At 69.0% G+C, this 17,985-nt stretch carries 12 protein-coding genes; 9 read left to right on the forward strand and 3 right to left on the reverse strand.

What is annotated here, in order from left to right; genetic code table 11:
• Positions 1–43: 43 nt before the first annotated feature.
• Together ACFYZE_RS20650 and ACFYZE_RS20655 are read left to right on the forward strand one after the other, a co-directional pair.
• Complete coding sequence (locus ACFYZE_RS20650; RefSeq protein WP_388995812.1) at positions 44–1,486, forward strand: cellulase family glycosylhydrolase; 1,443 nt, start codon at positions 44–46, stop codon at positions 1,484–1,486.
• 68 nt (positions 1,487–1,554) lie between these two features.
• On the forward strand, positions 1,555–3,258 hold the full coding sequence (locus tag ACFYZE_RS20655) for a glycoside hydrolase family 6 protein (RefSeq protein ID WP_388995815.1): 1,704 nt from the start codon (positions 1,555–1,557) through the stop codon (positions 3,256–3,258).
• Positions 3,259–3,278: 20 nt separating this feature from the next.
• Here ACFYZE_RS20655 and ACFYZE_RS20660 read toward each other — a convergent pair whose 3' ends face one another.
• On the reverse strand, positions 3,279–4,049 hold the full coding sequence (locus ACFYZE_RS20660; RefSeq protein ID WP_388995818.1) for a phytanoyl-CoA dioxygenase family protein: 771 nt from the start codon (positions 4,047–4,049) through the stop codon (positions 3,279–3,281).
• A gap of 123 nt (positions 4,050–4,172) precedes the next feature.
• On the opposite strand from ACFYZE_RS20660, the gene ACFYZE_RS20665 reads away from it, so the two are divergent.
• Positions 4,173–5,045, forward strand: a complete 873-nt coding sequence (locus ACFYZE_RS20665) for a class I SAM-dependent methyltransferase (RefSeq protein WP_388995821.1) — start codon at positions 4,173–4,175, stop codon at positions 5,043–5,045.
• Between the two features lie 82 nt (positions 5,046–5,127).
• Here ACFYZE_RS20665 and ACFYZE_RS20670 read toward each other — a convergent pair whose 3' ends face one another.
• Positions 5,128–5,820, reverse strand: a complete 693-nt coding sequence (locus ACFYZE_RS20670) for a glycoside hydrolase family 75 protein (protein WP_388995824.1) — start codon at positions 5,818–5,820, stop codon at positions 5,128–5,130.
• Between the two features lie 221 nt (positions 5,821–6,041).
• Between ACFYZE_RS20670 and ACFYZE_RS20675 the strand changes: the two genes are divergently transcribed.
• Complete coding sequence (locus ACFYZE_RS20675) at positions 6,042–7,091, forward strand: DMT family transporter (protein WP_388995827.1); 1,050 nt, start codon at positions 6,042–6,044, stop codon at positions 7,089–7,091.
• Here the strand turns inward: ACFYZE_RS20675 and ACFYZE_RS20680 are convergent.
• Entirely contained in the window at positions 7,030–7,866 is an 837-nt protein-coding gene (locus ACFYZE_RS20680) for an aldo/keto reductase (RefSeq protein WP_388995830.1), read from the reverse strand. The two genes, ACFYZE_RS20675 and ACFYZE_RS20680, sit on opposite strands and share 62 nt — an antisense overlap.
• A 601-nt stretch (positions 7,867–8,467) precedes the next feature.
• On the opposite strand from ACFYZE_RS20680, the gene ACFYZE_RS20685 reads away from it, so the two are divergent.
• Genes ACFYZE_RS20685 through ACFYZE_RS20705 form a run of 5 tightly spaced genes read left to right on the forward strand, consistent with a single transcriptional unit; the run spans position 8,468 to position 17,984 of the window.
• Positions 8,468–9,652: a glycoside hydrolase family 105 protein gene (locus tag ACFYZE_RS20685; RefSeq protein ID WP_388995832.1), complete on the forward strand. Its 1,185-nt coding sequence runs from the start codon at positions 8,468–8,470 to the stop codon at positions 9,650–9,652.
• Between the two features lie 4 nt (positions 9,653–9,656).
• Positions 9,657–10,445 (forward strand): heparin lyase I family protein, encoded by a 789-nt coding sequence (locus ACFYZE_RS20690; RefSeq protein WP_388995835.1) that lies wholly within the window; start codon positions 9,657–9,659, stop codon positions 10,443–10,445.
• 11 nt (positions 10,446–10,456) lie between these two features.
• Positions 10,457–13,693 carry a glycosyl hydrolase family 28 protein gene (locus tag ACFYZE_RS20695; RefSeq protein WP_388995838.1) on the forward strand — a complete coding sequence of 1,079 codons (3,237 nt, stop codon included), beginning with the start codon at positions 10,457–10,459 and terminating at the stop codon, positions 13,691–13,693.
• The gene (locus ACFYZE_RS20700; protein ID WP_388995841.1) at positions 13,690–15,942 is read left to right on the forward strand and encodes an alpha-galactosidase; all 2,253 of its coding nucleotides are present in this window, start codon (positions 13,690–13,692) and stop codon (positions 15,940–15,942) included. Before ACFYZE_RS20695 ends, ACFYZE_RS20700 begins: the two co-directional genes overlap by 4 nt.
• Positions 15,943–15,953: 11 nt before the next feature.
• Positions 15,954–17,984, forward strand: a complete 2,031-nt coding sequence (locus tag ACFYZE_RS20705; RefSeq protein ID WP_388995844.1) for a PQQ-dependent sugar dehydrogenase — start codon at positions 15,954–15,956, stop codon at positions 17,982–17,984.
• Position 17,985: the final 1 nt, after the last annotated feature.

A 17,985-nucleotide genomic window follows, 5' to 3' on the forward strand; every position in this document is an offset into this window, starting at 1 on the left:
GGACTCGCTCATGCGACACCCTCCTCGTTCAGCACTCTTACTCATGGCCGGCGCGGTCGCCGTCGTCGGCAGCGTGGTCGTCCCGATGGTCACGGCCTCGGGCGCCGCACCCGCGTGCACGGTGGAGTACTCCGTCACGAGCCAGTGGGACAGCGGCTTCCAGGGCGCCGTGAGGATCACCAACAACGGTGCCTCCGTGAGCAGTTGGACGTCGGCCTTCGATTTCGCGGGCGGTCAGAAGGTCACCCAGGGCTGGAACGCCAAGTGGTCCCAGTCCGGTACGACGGTGACCGCGACCAACGAGAGCTGGAACGGCTCGCTGGCCACCGGTGCGAGCGTCAGCGCCGGGTTCCTCGCCTCCTGGTCGGGGAGCAACGCCGTCCCGACGGCGTTCAAGCTCAACGGGACCACATGCAACGTCGACTCCGGGCCGGCGCCTACGCCGCCCCCGACCGAGCCCCCGGCGAGCGGCTCGGCACCGGCCCTGCACGTCTTGGGCAACAAGCTCGCGGACGCCACCGGCAAGGCCCGCCGCCTGCTCGGCGTCAACCGGTCCGGCGGCGAGTTCATGTGCGTCCAGGGCTACGGCGTCTTCGACGGCCCGGTGGACGACGCGGCGATCAAGGCGATCGCCGACTGGAAGGCGAACGCGGTCCGCATTCCGCTCAACGAGGCATGCTGGCTGGGTCTTTCCGACGTCAAGCCGGAGTACGCGGGCGCCAACTACATCAAGGCCGTCAAGGACCTGGTGGCCCGCGTCGAGGCGCACGGCATGACACCGGTCGTCGAGCTGCACTGGACCTACGGCCAGTACACCGGCAACTCGGCGGGCTGCTCCGACGTGCACGCGACCTGCCAGAAGCCCATGCCGGACGCCCAGTACGCCCCGTCGTTCTGGTCGTCGGTCGCGAGCACGTTCAAGGACGACCAGGCGGTGGCGTTCGACCTGTTCAACGAGCCGTACCCGGACCGGGCGACCTCCAGCGTCACGGACGCCTGGAAGTGCTGGAGGGACGGCGGCACCTGCCCCGGCATCTCCTACGAGGTCGCCGGCATGCAGGACCTTGTCGACGCGGTGCGTTCCACCGGCGCCAAGAACGTGATCCTGGCCGGCGGGCTCGCGTACTCCAACGACCTGAGCCAGTGGCTGACGTACAGGCCCAGCGACCCGGCGGGCAATCTCGTCGCGGCCTACCACGTCTACAACTTCAACACCTGCTCGAGCGAGAGCTGCTGGAACTCCACGCTCGCCCCGGTCGCGGCCCAGGTGCCGCTGGTGGCCGGGGAGATCGGTGAGAACACCTGCTCGCACGGGTTCGTCGACCAGGTCATGAAGTGGTTCGACGACCGCAACCTGTCCTACCTCGGCTGGACCTGGAACACCTGGGACTGCTCGTCGGGGCCGTCCCTGATCTCCAACTACGACGGAACGCCCACGTCGTACGGCATCGGGCTGCGCGACCACCTGCGCGCCCTCAACGGATAGTCCACACAGTTCGCAGACCAGACAGTTCGCAGTCCACACAGTTCACGACCAGACAGGGACCCGCACTCATGAGTCGTACCAGAACGTCGTTACTGGCCGCCCTGGCCCTCGTCGCGGGCGGCATCGGCACCGCGGCCGTCTCCACCCCCGCGCACGCCGCCGTCCCCTGCACCGTCGACTACAAGGTGCAGAACCAGTGGGACACCGGCTTCACCGCCGCCGTCACCGTCACCAACAACTCCGCCGCCAAGTCCAGTTGGTCGGTGAAGTGGTCGTACGCCGGCAACCAGAAGGTCACCAGCGGCTGGAACGCGAAGATCAGCCAGAGCGGGGCCGCCGTCACCGCCGCCAACGAGAGCTACAACGGCTCACTGACGACGGGCGGTTCGGTCAGCTTCGGGTTCAACGGCACCTACAGCGGCACCAACGCGGTCCCGGCCACCTTCACGCTCGACGGCGTCACCTGCAACGTCGACGCCGGTGGCGGCAGCGGCAGCGGCGGCGGCAGCGGCTCGGGCAGCCGTGTCGACAACCCGTACGCCGGCGCCAAGGTGTACGTGAACCCCGAGTGGTCCGCGAAGGCCGCCGCCGAGCCGGGAGGCACCCGCGTCTCCGACCAGCCAACCGGCGTCTGGCTCGACCGCATCGCCGCGATCAACGGCGTGAACGGCGGCATGGGCCTGCGCGCCCACCTCGACGAGGCGCTCAAGCAGAAGGGCACCGGCGAGGAGGTCGTCCAGCTCGTCGTGTACGACCTGCCGGGACGGGACTGCTCGGCCCTCGCCTCCAACGGTGAACTGGGCCCCACCGAGATCGACAAGTACAAGACGCAGTTCATCGACCCGATCGCGGCGATCCTCTCCGACCCCAAGTACGCCTCCCTCAGGATCGTCACCACCGTGGAGCTCGACTCGCTGCCGAACCTCATCACCAACACCGGCAGCCGCGCCACGGCCGTCCCGCTGTGCGACACGATGAAGGCCAACGGCAACTACGTGAAAGGCGTCGGTTACGCCCTCGCCAAACTCGGCGCCATCCCGAACGTCTACAACTACGTGGACGCCGGGCACCACGGCTGGCTCGGCTGGGACGACAACTTCGCCCCGACGGCCGACCTGCTCAAGCAGGCGGCCACCAGCGAGGGCGCGACGGTCGACGACGTGGCGGGCTTCATCACCAACACGGCGAACTACAGCGCCCTGAAGGAGGACAACTTCACCGTCAACGACACCGTGAACGGCACGTCGGTGCGCCAGTCCAAGTGGGTGGACTGGAACCGGTACGTCGACGAGCTGTCGTACGCGCAGGCCTTCCGGGACAAGCTCGTCTCGGTCGGCTTCAACTCGAACATCGGGATGCTGGTCGACACCTCCAGGAACGGCTGGGGCGGCTCGGCACGGCCCACCGGCCCCGGCCCCAGGACGGACGTGGACGCGTACGTCAACGGCGGTCGCTACGACCGGCGCATCAACACCGGCAACTGGTGCAACCAGGCGGGCGCCGGCCTCGGTGAGCGTCCGCAGGCCAACCCGGCCGCCGGGATCGACGCCTATGTGTGGATGAAGCCGCCGGGGGAGTCCGACGGCTCCAGCTCCGCGATCCCGAACGACGAGGGCAAGGGCTTCGACCGGATGTGCGACCCGACGTACACGGGCAACCCGCGGAACAACAACAACATGTCGGGCGCCCTGCCGAACGCACCGCTGTCCGGGCACTGGTTCTCGGCCCAGTTCCAGCAGCTGATGCAGAACGCCTACCCGCCTCTGCCGTGAGCCGAGGCGATCCGCCGGGGTCAGTCCTCCCGGGCCAGGCCCCGGCGGATCGCGAACTCCACCGCCGAGTAGTCGCCGTCGGGCCGGTCCAGCTCGTACGGCACCGCGGGGTACAGCGGCGGCTGCGCCATGAAGCGGGGCCGGGTGCCGTGGTGGGGCTGGGCGGCGTGGACGAGGAAGGGGTGGCAGAGGTACACGTCACCGGGGCGGCCGGTGGCGTACGCCAGGGGGCGGCGCTCCGTCGCCGCCACCAGCTTCGGCGCGATCTCCAGCCCTGAGACGCCCTGCTCGCCGTACGGCTCCAGCAGCGGCGGTACGTCCAGGTGGGAGCCGACCCGGATGCGGGTCGGGGCGTCGTCCTCGGTCACCTCGCTGAAAAGGAACAGCATCAGCAGCGCTCGGTCCTTCGAGCGCAGGTTGGCGTAGTGCCAGCTCGCTCCCTCGGGCAGGTAGCTGCCCTCGATGTGCCAGCCCGCGTCGTCCGGCTCCCGCTCGTGCGGGAACCGCAGCGGGAAGCTGCCCAGCGAGTACCGGGGCACCCAACGGTCCTCGCCCACCAGCAGATCGAACGCCTCGTGCAGAACCGGGGAGTTGGCCGCTGCCGCGAACGGGCCCTGGGCCATGCCGCCCACCCAGACCACCGGATCCTTCCAGGTGCCAGGGTCCTCCGGGTCGTACCCCGTCTCCCGCCACAGCAGCCGCGCGCAGTCCTCCGCGACCCGCCGCGGCACGGCGCCCTCGATCCGCACGAACCCGTCCTCGAGAAAGCGCTCCACCATTCGGTCGTCCATGGGGCCATCGTCGGCGACCGGCCGGCGGTGGCGCACCTCGTTTTTGCGGTAACGGCAACGGAAGTTGCTCGCTCACGGTGCGTCGGCGCAGGCTGACGGCACCGAGAAGAGAGGGTGACCACCATGGCGCACGAGCACCACCACCATCACGCGCACGCCGACGTCGACTGGGCCGCGATGGCCCCGCTGCTGGAGTCGGAGGCCGAACTGCTCACCCCCATGTACCGGCGGATCGCGAACTGGCTGGGCGAGCGCGGTGCGCGGCCGGGGCTGATCGTCGACGCCGGCAGCGGACCGGGAGCCGTCACCTGCGTCCTCGCCGAGGCCTTCCCGGACGCCCGGGTCGTGGCGGCCGACGGCTCCGAGCCGCTGCTGGAACGCGCCCGTATGAGGGCCGCCCGGCTGGGGCTGACCGACCGCTTCAGCACTGTGGCCGGTGAACTCCCGGGTGCACTCGCGGAGTTGGAGTACCCTGCGGACCTGCTGTGGGCGAGTCGCAGCCTGCATCACCTCGGTGACCAGCGCGCGGCGCTGGCCGCTTTCGCGGATCGTCTCGCTCCCGGCGGGGTCCTGGCCCTGCTGGAGGGCGGCCTGCCCCCGCGCTCGCTCCCGCGTGACATCGGCATCGGACGCCCGGGTCTGGAGGCCCGGCTGGACGCGGTGGAGACCGAGCGGTTCACCGCGATGCGCGCGGAGCTGCCCGACGCGGTCACGGAGACCGAGGACTGGGCCGGGCTCATGACCTCCGTCGGGCTGCGCGCGCCGGTGACCCGCACCTTCCTGTTCGAGCTGCCCGCCCCGCTCTCCGACGAGGCCCGCACCTGTGTCGTCGCCGAGTTCCGGCGCCGTCGCGACAAGCTCGCGGACGGCCTGGACGCGACGGACCGCGCGACCCTGGACCGCCTCCTGGACCCGGACGACAAGGTGAGCCTGTACCACCGCCCCGATGTCTACGTGCTGCAGGCGCACACGATGCACACGGCCGTCAAGGCCTGACCCGGAGAGCGCTCCCCGACCGATCGGCCGGCCCGACTGACGTGTGCCGGGCGCCCGGCACCGGGCGCCCGGCATCACGGGGTCAGTTGTTGCGAATGAACTGCTTGGCCAGCGACTCACCGAGGGAGACCGCCGCGCTGTGGCTCTCGATCGGCGACACCTGCGAGTTCTTGAACAGGATGTACGTCACGCCGGAGTCCGCGCCGCCGGTCGCCGGGTCGGGGTCGATGCCGAGCGCCTTCGCGGTGGCGTAGGACGCCTCGCCGATGATCTTCGTGGGGCCGGTGTCGCCGACGACCGCGTACTCGACCTTGTTGTTGTAGATCACGGCGACCACGCCACCGCCCTTGATGCCGGAGCTGGAGTACTTCCAGATGCTGCTGGCGCTCGGCACGACGACGTACGGCAGCGAGTCGGCGCGCAGCGGCTTGCCGTCGGACTGGTGGAACGCGGTGTCGTCCTGGAACCAGGGGTCGGTGTTGCTGTTGCACTTGCCGGTGACCTGACCGTCGCAGTCGACGTCCATGTCGGCCTTCCAGAACACCGCGCCGTTCTTGCCGCACACGGGGACGGTGGCCGAGGTCTCCTCGTCGGTCTTGTACTTGCCGTTCGATATCTGCGAACAGGACGTCACCTTGGCGAGGAGGTCGGCCGCGCTGACCGAGCCTTCCTGGGCGGACCTGGGGGCGGCTCCGGAGGCGTTCGCGGGGAGCACGGCGGTGGCGAGGAGTGCGGCGCCGGCGGCCGCGGCGAGGGTCAGTGGTCGAGTGCGCACTGTGGGGGACCCTTCTGTTAGGAAAGTTTCCTTACCGAGTGCGCTACAAGGTGGACCCGTCTGCATGCTCGCGTCAAGCCCTGCAACGCCCGGAGAAGCGGCCCCGGTTGGGCGCCGACGGCGAAAGCCGCAGCTCGGCCGCGTGAGCGAGGCCGCGCATGGCCGATCGGCCGGCGGGTACTCGAAGCACGTTTTCACGCCTGCCGTGAGGAGTCCGCCGAGTGACGCGAACGGACATCGCCGCCACGCGTCGACGCGCCCCGCGGGTCCCGCGCGGACCTCGCTGGGGTCAGGCGGCCGGTGCCCTGTCGCTGTCCGCGTCACCTGTCTTCATCGCGCTCAGCCGCGCCGGGGCGGGCACCGCCTCGGCGTACCGCTGCCTGATCTCTCTGCCGTTCCTGGTGCTGCTGGCCCTCCCCGAGTGGCGCCGCGAAGGCCCACCGCCCCGGCGACAGCTCTGCTACGGGCTGGCCGGTGGGGTGCTGTTCGCCGGGGACACCCTGCTGTGGGCCAAGTCGATCACCGAGGTCGGCGCCGGGCTGTCCACCGTGCTGGTCAATGTGCAGGTCGTGGTGGTGCCGCTGCTTGCCTGGGCGGTGGACCGGGAGTACGTGCCCCGCCGGTTCCTGAGCTGGCTGCCGGTGCTGGTCGTGGGGGTCGTACTGACCGGCGGGCTGTTCGAGAAGGGCGCCGGTGGCAGCGATCCCACCGCGGGCACGGTCCACGCGGTCCTCGCCGCGCTGAGCTACTCGGGCTTTCTCTTCCTGCTGCGCCGCGGGGGCTTCCGGGGGCATGTCCGGACCACGTACACCGTGGTGATCTGCGCGGCGACCGTCGTCTCGGCGGTCGGCGGCGCGGCATGGGGCGTCCTGGACCTCACGCCGTCCTGGACCGCGCTGGGCTGGCTGGCGCTGGTCGCGCTGAGCAGCCAGGTCGTCGGCTGGCTGCTGGTGGCCGTCAACTCGCCACGGCTGCCGAGCCACACCGGAGCGGTCCTGCTCCTGCTCACCCCGGTGGGCGCGCTCGTCCTCGGCGCCCTGGTGCTGGGGGAGCGGCCGACGCCGATGCAGGGGGTCGGTTGCGCGCTGATCCTGGTCAGCGCCTATGTGACGGCACGCGGGGACGCGCACCACGATGCGCCCCGGGACCACGGCGACGCGCCCCGGAACCGCTGTGGCGGAGGTCCGGGGCGCGTCGTTCGGTCGCCGGTCAGCCCAGGTCGAACGTCGCCGGGTCGGGACCCAGGCGACGGTCCTCGTTCAGCGCGCTGATCGCCGCCATGTCCTCGGTGTCCAGCGAGAAGTCGAAGACCTCGATGTTCTCCCTGATCCGGGCCGGGGTCACGGACTTCGGGATCACGATGTTGCCGAGCTGGACGTGCCAGCGCAGCACGATCTGGGCCGGGGTGCGGCCGTGCTTCTGTGCGATGGCCACGATCGCCGGCACCTCGAGGAGGCCCTTGCCCTGGCCGAGCGGCGACCAGGCCTCGGTCGCGATGCCCTGCTCCGCGTGGTACTCGCGGGCGGCGTGCTGCTGCAGGTGCGGGTGCAGCTCGATCTGGTTGACCGCCGGGATGACGGACGTGGCGTCGATCAGCGTCTGAAGGTGCTCCGGAAGGAAGTTGGAGACACCGATCGCCCGGGCGCGGCCGTCCGCGTGGAGCTTCTCGAAGGCCTTGTACGTCTCGACGAACGTGCCTCGGGACGGCAGCGGCCAGTGGATCAGGTACAGGTCCACGTACTCCAGGCCGAGCTTGTCCAGCGACGCGTCGAAGGCGCGCAGCGTGGCGTCGTACCCATGGTCGCTGTTCCAGAGCTTGGTGGTGATGAAGAGGTCCTCGCGGGGGATGCCGGAGGCGGCGACGGCCTCGCCGACGCCCTCCTCGTTGCCGTAGATCGCCGCTGTGTCGATGCTGCGATAACCGGCCTGAAGCGCGGTGGTGACCGCGCTCTCCGCCTCGTCGTCCGGCACCTGCCAGACGCCGAAGCCGAGCTGGGGCATCTCGACGCCGTTGTTCAGGATGATCGGGGGGACCTTGCTGCTCACGAGCTCTCGATCCTTCAGTCGTCGGGTGGTGCTCCTATCGTCAACGATCACCACCCTACGTGCATTCCTGAGCCCCGGGTTCCCCGCGAAGTCTCGACGACAACCACAGAATGGCCGGAAATGGATCCGACCTTATCGGTCCGGACCATTGACCGAGTCACGCCATCCCGCAACTCTGTATCGCGGCACCGAACGCATCGCTGAACCTGGTGCATCTATGTGAACCACGCGCCTGCCTGGCCCTGACTGGGCCCACCCCACCCCCCACTCGCTGGAAAGCAGGTACGCAGCCATGAACGAGAAGGCCCACCGGGCCTGCCAACTGGAGCAGAGCATTCGGGAAACATCGGAGGACGTGGCCGGTCAGGTCCCCGACTGACCGGACCACCGGTGCGCCGGCGACCCGGTGACGCGAACTGTTCGCCGTTCCACGGCAGTCGACGGCGCGCGCGGAGTTCGCGGAGGGCGGCGTGCGGCCGGGCGGGGCCTGCTCACACGCCACCCTCCGCTCCCGGCCCGAGGCCGCCGTCACCCGCCGCACCCGTACGCCCATCCCGCGCCCGTCCCGAGCCCATCCCTGCGCCCATCGAAAGGAAGCGTCATGAGACGACGCCTGCGAACCGCACTGACGGCGGGCGCGCTCGCCACCGCCGGACTGACCGGGCCGGCGGCCACCGCACCGGCCGCCCCGGCTCCGGCACCCCACGCCACGCGCCCCGTCGCCGCCCCGGACTGGTCGGTCGCGGTCGTGGACTCGACCACGTCCCGTTACACGCCGAGCACGATCGGCGGCTGGTCCTACCCGGTCGGCCTGTACCTGTACGGCCAGTACCTCGTCTACCGGCGCACACACGACGCCCGCTACCTGACGTACATCAAGAGCTATGTCGACCGTTTCGTGAAGAGCGACGGCTCGATCGGCCAGGGCTTCGACAGCCTCGACAGCATGCAGGCCGGCCGATTGCTCGTGCTCCTCCACCACGAGACCGGTCAGGACCGCTACCGCACCGCCGCCCGGAAGATCCGCGACCGGCTGAACACCTATCCCCGCACCTCGGACGGCGGTTTCTGGCACGCCGACACCAGCAGCCGGGCGCACCAGCTCTGGGCGGACGGCGCCTACATGGTGAACCCGTTCCTCGTGGAGTACGGCGAGGAGTTCGGCGACAGTGCGTACACCGACGACGAGGCGGCCAAGCAGCTCTCCGTCTACGGCAGCCATCTGCAGGTCGCCGACGGCCTGCTCAGGCACGCCTATGACGAGTCCAGGAGCGCGGGTTGGGCCGATCCGCAGACCGGGCTCGCCCCCGAGCACTGGTGCCGGGCCGTCGGCTGGTACTCCATGGCGATCGTCGACGTGCTGGACGCCATCCCCGCGAACCAGCCCCGCCGCCCCCGACTGGTGTCGATCTTCCGCAAGCTGGCCGCGGGCCTGGAGAAGTACCAGGACCCGGCGACCGGGCGCTGGTTCCAGGTGATGGACAAGGGGAGCCGGCCCGACGACTGGACCGAGACCTCCTGCTCCAGCATGTTCACCTACGCCCTGTCGCGCGGCGCCCGACAGGGCTACATCGACCCGCACTACGCCGCCGTCGCGCGCCGCGGCTACCAGGGCGTGCTGGCGAAGCTCTCGGTCGGCTCCGACGGCCGCACGAATCTCGCCGACATCTCCATCGGCACCAACGTCGGCGACTACGCGTACTACGTCGGCCGCACCCGGGCCACCAACGACTTCCACGGCCTGGGTGCCTTCCTGATCATGAACGAACAACTGCGAGGTGATTAGTGTCATGAGCACGTCCAGAAGGGCGCTGCTGGGCGCCGCCCTCGGTGGTGCGGCGGCGGTCGCGGCCGGCCTGCCGACCGCTGCCACGGCCGACGCCGCCTCCTGGCGGCAGAAGTGGGCGCCCTCCGCGAGCAGCGACGGCCTCGGCGCCTTCGAGACGATCGAGGACGACCGTGCCGACTCGCACCCCGCCGGGCATCCGCACATCTTCGCCACCGGCGACAGCTGGCGCTTCAACATGCACATGGTCGACCGCGACACCTCGACCGACCGCCAGCGCCAGGAGGTCACCGGCCTGCGCACGAGCAGCAGCAGCTACCTCAAGTGGACCGAGGGACAGACCTGGCGGGTCACGTACTCGATGTACATCCCGAGCTCGCTGAAGGCGACCACCACCTTCACCCACATCATGCAGATGAAGCAGCCGGGCAACGGCACCTCGCCGATCGTCGTGCAGTCGCTGCGGCGGGTGAACGGCAAGCAGACCATCGAGTTGAAGCTCGCCGTCGACGACATCCTCGTCGGCCGGACCGACCTGGACCCGCTCCACGACAAGTGGACCGACGTCGACTTCCAGATCAAGGTCGGCAACGGCTCGGCGGGTTCGGTCCGCTGGATCCTCAAGTCCGGCGGCTCCACCGTGATCGACGCGTCGAAGACAGGCGTCGACACCTTCCTGGCCGACCGGGTGCGCCCGAAGTGGGGCATCTACCGCTCCCTCGGCGACACCTCCGGGTCCCTGCAGGACACCTACCTCCTGCTCACCGACCTCCGTGGGTACCAGCTGGTGTGAGGAGCCGTCACGTGAAACCCCCCACCGGTCGACGCAGCCGAGCGGCGGCCGTCGTCCTCTTCGTCGTGGCCGTCGTCCTCGGACTCACCCATCCCGCGGCCCTCGCCGCCCCGCACACCACCGCCCGCGCCGCCACCGAGTACGACGTGCGCGACTACGGCGCCAAGGGCGACGGCTCCGCCAACGACTCCCCGGCCATCGACAAGGCGATCACGGCGGCCAACTCGGCGGGCGGCGGTACCGTCCGCTTCCCCTCCGGCACCTACAAGTCCAAGAACACCATCCACATGAAGAGCCATGTGACGCTCCGACTCGACAAGGGCGCCACACTCCAGGGCTCCAGTGCCGACACCTACGACAAGGCCGAGTCCAACCCGTACGACTCCTACCAGGACTACGGGCACAGCCACTTCCACGACGCGATGATCCACGGCGACAAGCTGACCGACATCGGCTTCGTCGGCCAGGGCGTCATCGACGGCGCGGGCAACCTGATCACCGGCAACCCCAAGTCCGGCGAAGCCGACAAGATCATCTCGCTGACCAGGTGCGACGGCCTGCGCATCGGCGACGGCCTCACCCTGCGCCGGGGCGGCCACTTCGCGGCCCTCATCAACGGCTGCAAGAACGTGACCTCCGACCACCTCACCATCGACACCGCGAGCGACCGCGACGGCTGGAACGTCATCTCCACCACCAACGTCACGATCACCAACGCCACCATCCACGCCAACGACGACGCCCTGGTCTTCAAGAGCGACTACGCGCTCGGTGCCAAGCTGGCCAACGGGCATGTGCAGGTGAGTGATTCGACCCTCGGGGCCAAGTGCTGCAACGCCCTGATGTTCGGCTCCGAGACCTGCGGCGACTTCTCGGACTACCGGTTCGAGAACATCCGCATCGACGGCGCCGACAAGTCCGGCCTCGGCATGGTCGCCATGGACGGCTCGAAGATCTCCGACGTCCACTACCGCGACATCACGATGACCAACGTCCACTCGCCGATCATGCAGAAGATCGGCACGCGCAAGCGGTGCGGGAACAGCCCCGGCGTCGGATCGATCAGCGACGTCACGTACGACCACATCACGGCCACCGGCAACAGCCCGTCCTTCAGCCCGACCCTGTGGGGCGAGTCCGGCCACCGCATCAACGGCGTGACGTTCACCGACGTCGACATCACGGTCCCCGGCGGCAACGGAACGATGTCCACCGGCGTGCCGAGCAACGACCCGACCGACTACAACCCGAAGAGCATCGGCACCCGCCCGGCCTACGGCTGGTATCTGCACAACGCCGACAACGTCCAGTTCACGGACAGCTCGGTGAAGTTCGCCTCGAACGACGGCCGGCCCGCGTTCATCGCCGACGCGGCCGACGGCATCCGGCTCACCCGCTTCACCGCGCAGAAGGGCGGTGACTCCCCGTTCGACGTGGGCTTCCACGACGTCACCGGCGCCTGCCTGACGGACAGCCACAACACGTCCGGCGGCGCTCTGCGGGTCTCGGGAAGCCAGGACTGCGGCAGTACGGCGGTGAAACCGCTCGACCTGGAGAACCCCCGTCAGGACTTCCTGCGCGCTTCCGTCGGCGGGCTCTTCCTGCACTGGGGCCTGCGCACCGCGCCGGCCCACACAAGCTGCACCGCCTGGGAGAACGACGTGACCAGCGGCGGCTGGAGCCCGGACTACTGGGTGAACGAGGGGCAGAAGCTGCACACCCAGTACCTGGTCCTCGCCGCCTTCCACAGCCGCCTCGGCTACGCCCGCCCCTGGCCGTCGAAGATCCCCGGCTCCTGCTCCACCAAGCGGGACTTCCTCGGCGAGCTGATCACCGCCGCCAAGGCCAAGGGCATGAAGGTCGTCCTCTACATGACCAACGACCCCCAGTGGCACGACGAGGGCGGCCACGAATGGCTCGACTCGGCCGCCTACTCCGCCTACAAGGGCAAGAACGTCGACCTGACCACCAGCGACGGCTTCGGGCAGTTCAGTTACGACAACTTCTTCGAGGTCATGGACCGCTACCCCGACCTCGGCGGTTTCTGGATCGACAACGACAACCCGTACTGGGAGAGCCACAACCTCTACCAGCAGATCTACGACAAGCGCCCGAACTACACGCTCAGCAACAACAACGAAGACACGCCGATCATGGACATGATCAGCAATGAGCAGAAGACCGGGATGACCCCGGCCTACGACTACCCGCAGGCGATCTACACCGCCCAGCCCCGCCTGACCGAGGCCGACTTCAAGCTGCCCTCGACCGGCGCCTGGTGGTACGACGGCTCCGACCCCTCCGTCGACCGCATGCTCACCCTCGGCCGCCTCATCACCAACGCCGGCTCCTCGGTGAAGGCGCTGATGGCCGAAACGGCCCAGGTCAACGGCAAGTTCCCGTCGAACCAGGCCTCCTTCAACAACTTCGCGAACTCCTACCTGGGCCCCATCTGGGAGTCCCTGCACGGCACCGAGGGCGGCGGCTACATGTACGGCGGCCTCAAGCCCGGCTTCTGGAACGACGGCGCCCACGGCGTGACGACCATCGCCAAGGACGATGCGAACCGGCAGTACATCCACGTCCTGACCCCGCCCAGCACCAGCACCCTGCGCGTCCGGGACAACGGCTACCGCATCGCCTCCGTCACCAACCTCCGTACCGGAAAGGCGATTTCGTGGTCGCAGTCCGGGGGTGTGCTGACCATGTCCGGGCTCGGTGGCTGGGACCCGTACGACACCGTCTTCAAGGTGACCACCGCCGGCCGCGAGGGCACCCTCACCGGCGTCAAGGTCAGCGCGAGCGCCTCCGCCGGCGGACATGCCGGATCAGCCGCCGGTGACGGCGACTACCTCACCTACTGGGACAACAACAAGACCCTGCCGGTGAACCTCACCTTCGACCTCGGCTCGGCCAAGAAGGTGCAGTACATCGGGCTCAACCAACGCGAGGACTCCGTCGCCTACGCCCGCTCCAGCACCGAGCAGTCCGCGCGGATCAAGGACTACAAGGTGTTCCTGAGCAACGACGGTTCGACCTGGGGGAGCGCGGTCAAGACCGGGCAACTGCCGAGTCGTCGGGGAATCCAGGGCATCGACCTGACGGCCGCCAACGCCCGTTACGTCCGTCTCGAGGTCGACACCACCTGGGCCGCCTCCAGCGACTCGGCCCGCTACAAGCGCCTGCGGATCGACGAGGCGTGGATCGGCACGTCATACGCGACACCCGTGAACGGGGGACAGTCATGACCCGCATCAGATCGCTCACGGCCGCGGCGGCCGGGCTCCTCGTGGCGGCCGCCGTACCGCTGACGGGCGTCACCGCCCACCCGGCCGCCGCCTCCGACAACGGCCAGTCGATCCGGCCCGCCATGGGCTGGTCCAGCTGGAGCTTCGTGCGCCGCCGGCCGACCGAGGCGAAGATCGAGGCCCAGGCCGACGCACTGGTGTCGAGTGGCCTGAAGAACCACGGCTTCGTCTACGTCAACCTCGACGACTTCTGGCAGAAGTGCGACTCGGCCGGCTTCGTGGTCGACGACTACGGCCGCTGGACCGTCGACACGTCGAAGTTCCCCGACGGCATCAAGGCGGTTGCGGACTACGTCCACTCCAAGGGCCTGAAGTTCGGCTTCTACGTGACCCCCGGCATCGCCAAGAACGCGGTCACCGAGAACACGCCGATCGAGGGGACCTCGTACCACGCGAAGGACATCGCGGACACGTCGAAGACCGAGAAGAACTACAACTGCAAGAACATGTACGCCATCGACTACTCCAAGCCGGGCGCCCAGGAGTTCGTCAACTCCTGGGCCAGGCAGTTCGCGTCCTGGGGAGTCGACCACCTGAAGATCGACGGCGTGGGCAGCGCGGACATACCCGACGTCCAGGCCTGGGACAAGGCGCTGCGGGCCTCGGGACGGCCCATCAACTTCGCACTCTCCAACAACCTGCCCATCGCCGACGCCGCCACCTGGCGGAAACTGGCGAACAGCTGGCGTACCCAGGGCGATGTGGAGTGCTACTGCGGACCGGGGAGCAACGGCAGCGGCTATCCGCTGACCGACTGGTCCCACGTCTCCAAGCGGTTCGACTCGGCCGCCTCCTGGCAGCCGTACGCCGGGCCCGGCGGCTGGAACGACCTGGACTCGCTGGAGATCGGCAACGGCGACCAGGTGGGCCTGACGGCGGACCAGCGCCGTTCGCACTTCACGCTCTGGGCGATGGCCGCGGCCCCGTTGCTGCTCGGCACCGACCTCACGCAACTCGACTCCGTCGACAAGGCGATGCTGACCAACGACCGGCTGATCGGGGTGGACCAGGACGGGGTCGCCGCGAAGCGGATCGTCGACAGCGGTGTCAAACAGGTCTGGAGCAAGAAGGAGAGCGACGGACAGTACGTCGTCGCGCTCTTCAACACCGGCACGTCGGGCAACGCCACCGTGAGCGTGAACTGGTCGCAGGTCGGCTTCAGCGGCTCCGGTGACGTCACCGACCTCTGGTCCGGCTCCCACAAGGCCGTGATCGCGAACTCGTACAGCGCGACCCTGCGCCCCGGCGAGACCCGGCTGATCCGGGTCAGGCCCGTCAACTCCCTGAGCACGACCGCGGCTTCCCCCGGCTTCGCCGTCGCCCCATACGAGTACCTCGGCTGGGGCGACCCCCAGAACCCCACGTCCGTCATGTCCGCGACCGGCGTCAAGTGGTTCACCCTCGCCTTCATCCTCTCCGACGGCACCTGCAACCCGAAGTGGGACGGCTCGCGCCCGCTGACCGGAGGCAGCGACCAGTCGACGATCAACGCGATCAGAGCGGCGGGTGGTGACGTCGTCGTCTCCGTCGGCGGCTGGAGCGGGAACAAGCTCGGTGAGAAGTGCTCCAGCGCCTCCGCGCTCGCCGGCGCCTACCAGAAGGTGATCAACGCCTACAAGCTGAAGGCGCTGGACATCGACATCGAGAACACCGAGTGGTCCAACGCCACCGTGCGGCAGCGGGTCGTCGACGCGCTGAAGACGGTCAAGGCGAACAACCCGGGCCTGAAGACCGTCATCACCTTCGGCACCACCTCCAGCGGTCCCGACTCCACCGGCGTCGACATGATCAAGCGGGCCGCCACCTCCGGTCTGGCGAACGACGTCTGGTGCATCATGCCGTTCGACTTCGGCGGCGGCACCACGAATATGGGCACCCTCACCACCAAGGCCATGGAAGGCCTCAGGGCCCGGGTGAAGTCGGCGTACGGCTACAGCGAGGCCACCGCCTACACACACATCGGGCTGTCGTCGATGAACGGCAGGACCGACGACTCCGGTGAGCGCGTCCGGGTGGCCGACTTCAAGACCATGCTCGCCTACGCCCGGCAGCACCACATCGGGCGGCTCACCTACTGGGCCGTCAACCGCGACCGGGCCTGCGGCTCGGGCACCGACGGCGACTCCTGCAGCGGCGTGACGCAGCAGCCGTACGACTACCTCAAGGTCTTCACCCAGTACACGGGCTGAGGGGAACATCCGTGCACATCAGAAGAGTTCTGCCGTACGGCGTCGCGGCGGCCCTGGCGCTGCCGCTCGCCGGTCTCGGCCAGGGCACCGCCCTCGCCGCCACCGACTACCAGGCCGAGGACGCCCGGATCTCGCAGGGCACCGTGGCCACCAACCACACCGGCTACACGGGCACCGGCTTCGTCGACTACACCAACGTCAAGGGCTCCTACGTGGAGTTCACGGTGAACGCGGCCTCCGCCGGCACCTCCGCCCTCACGCTCCGCTACGCCAACGGGACCTCCACCGACCGGCCGATGGACATCTCCGTCAACGGCTCCGTGGTCGCCTCCGGCGTCTCCTTCCCGGCCACCGCCGACTGGAACACCTGGGTCGCCAAGACCGTCAACGTGCCGCTGACCGCGGGCACCGACAAGATCCGGGCCACCGCCACCACCGCCGACGGCGGCCCCAACCTCGACCGCGTCAGCCTGGACGCGGCCGCCGACACCCAGGCCCCGACCCGCCCCGGCCGGCCCGGCTGCTCGGACATCGGAGCGGACGCGCTCACTCTGACCTGGGGCGCCTCCACGGACAACGTGGGTGTGACGGCGTACGACATCTACGAGCACGGCAACAAGATCGGTGAGGCGCCCGGGAGCTCGACCTCGAAGGCGCTGACCGGGCTCACGCCGAACACCGACTACAACCTCACGGTGATCGCCCGCGACGCGGCGGGCAACACCTCGCTCGCCAGCCCCGTCGTCGACTGCACGACGAAGCCCAGCTCCGACACCACCCCGCCGAGCAGGCCGGGCACGCTCTCCGCGAGCAACGTCGGCACCAACAGCGTCGATCTCAAGTGGGGCGCCTCGACCGACGACAAGGCGGTCGCCGCCTACGACGTGCGCAGCGACACCACCGTCTACGACACAGTCACCAGCGGCACCTCGACCACGCTGACCGGGCTCGCCTGCAACAGCCCCTACAGCCTGAACGTTGTCGCCCGGGACGCGGCGGGCAACGTCTCCGAGCCGAGCAACACGGTCACGTTCACCACCAGGGCCTGCTCGACGGACGGCGGGGTGCCGTCCTCGATAACGACCCTCTCCAGCGGCTGGACCATCCCGTGGGGCACCTACTGGATGCCCGACGGCAAGACCGCGCTGGTCACCGAGCGGGACGACTTCCGGGTCTGGAAGGTCACCAAGGACGGCACGAAGACGCAGGTCGGCACCGTGCCGAACGCGGTGACCACCAGCGGCGAGGGCGGACTGCTCGGCGTCGCCGTCGACCCCAAGTGGGACACCGACCACTACGTCTACTTCATGCACACCGCGTCCGAGGGCAACCGCGTGGTCCGCATGACGTACGACGGCACCAGGCTCGGCGACTACAAGATCCTGCTCCAGGGCATCAAGAAGAACCGCTACCACAACGGCGGCCGCCTCGCCTTCGGCCCCGACGGCTGTCTGTACGTCTCCACCGGCGAGGCCCAGACGCCCGAGCTGGCGCAGGACAGGAACTCCCTGAACGGCAAGATCCTGCGCATGACGACCGACGGCAAGCCGGCCCCCGGCAACCCGTTCGGCAACTACGTCTACAGTCTCGGTCACCGCAATCCGCAGGGCCTCGCATTCGACCGCAACGGCCGCCTGTGGGAGGCGGAGTTCGGCAACAGCTCCAAGGACGAGCTGAACCTCATCAAGCCGGGCGCCAACTACGGCTGGCCCACCTGTGAGGGAAGCTGCGACGTCGCCGGGATGACCAACCCCAAGGCCACCTGGAACGTCTCCGAGGCCTCACCGAGCGGCATCGCCATCGTCCGCAACGTGGTCTACATGGCCTCCCTGCGCGGCGAGCGGCTGTGGCGGATCCCGATCAACGGCGACAGTGAGAGCGTGGGCACCCCGAGCGCGTACTACGTCGGCACCTACGGCCGGCTGCGCACGGTCAGCAAGGTGCCCGGCGCCGACCAGTTGTGGCTGTCCACCACGAACTGCGACAACAACGGAGGTGCGGCGGACGGTTCCGACAAGATCTTCCGAGTGACGATCGAGTAGC

The sequence above is a fragment of the Streptomyces sp. NPDC001796 genome (genome assembly GCF_042892355.1).
Lineage (GTDB): Bacteria > Actinomycetota > Actinomycetes > Streptomycetales > Streptomycetaceae > Streptomyces.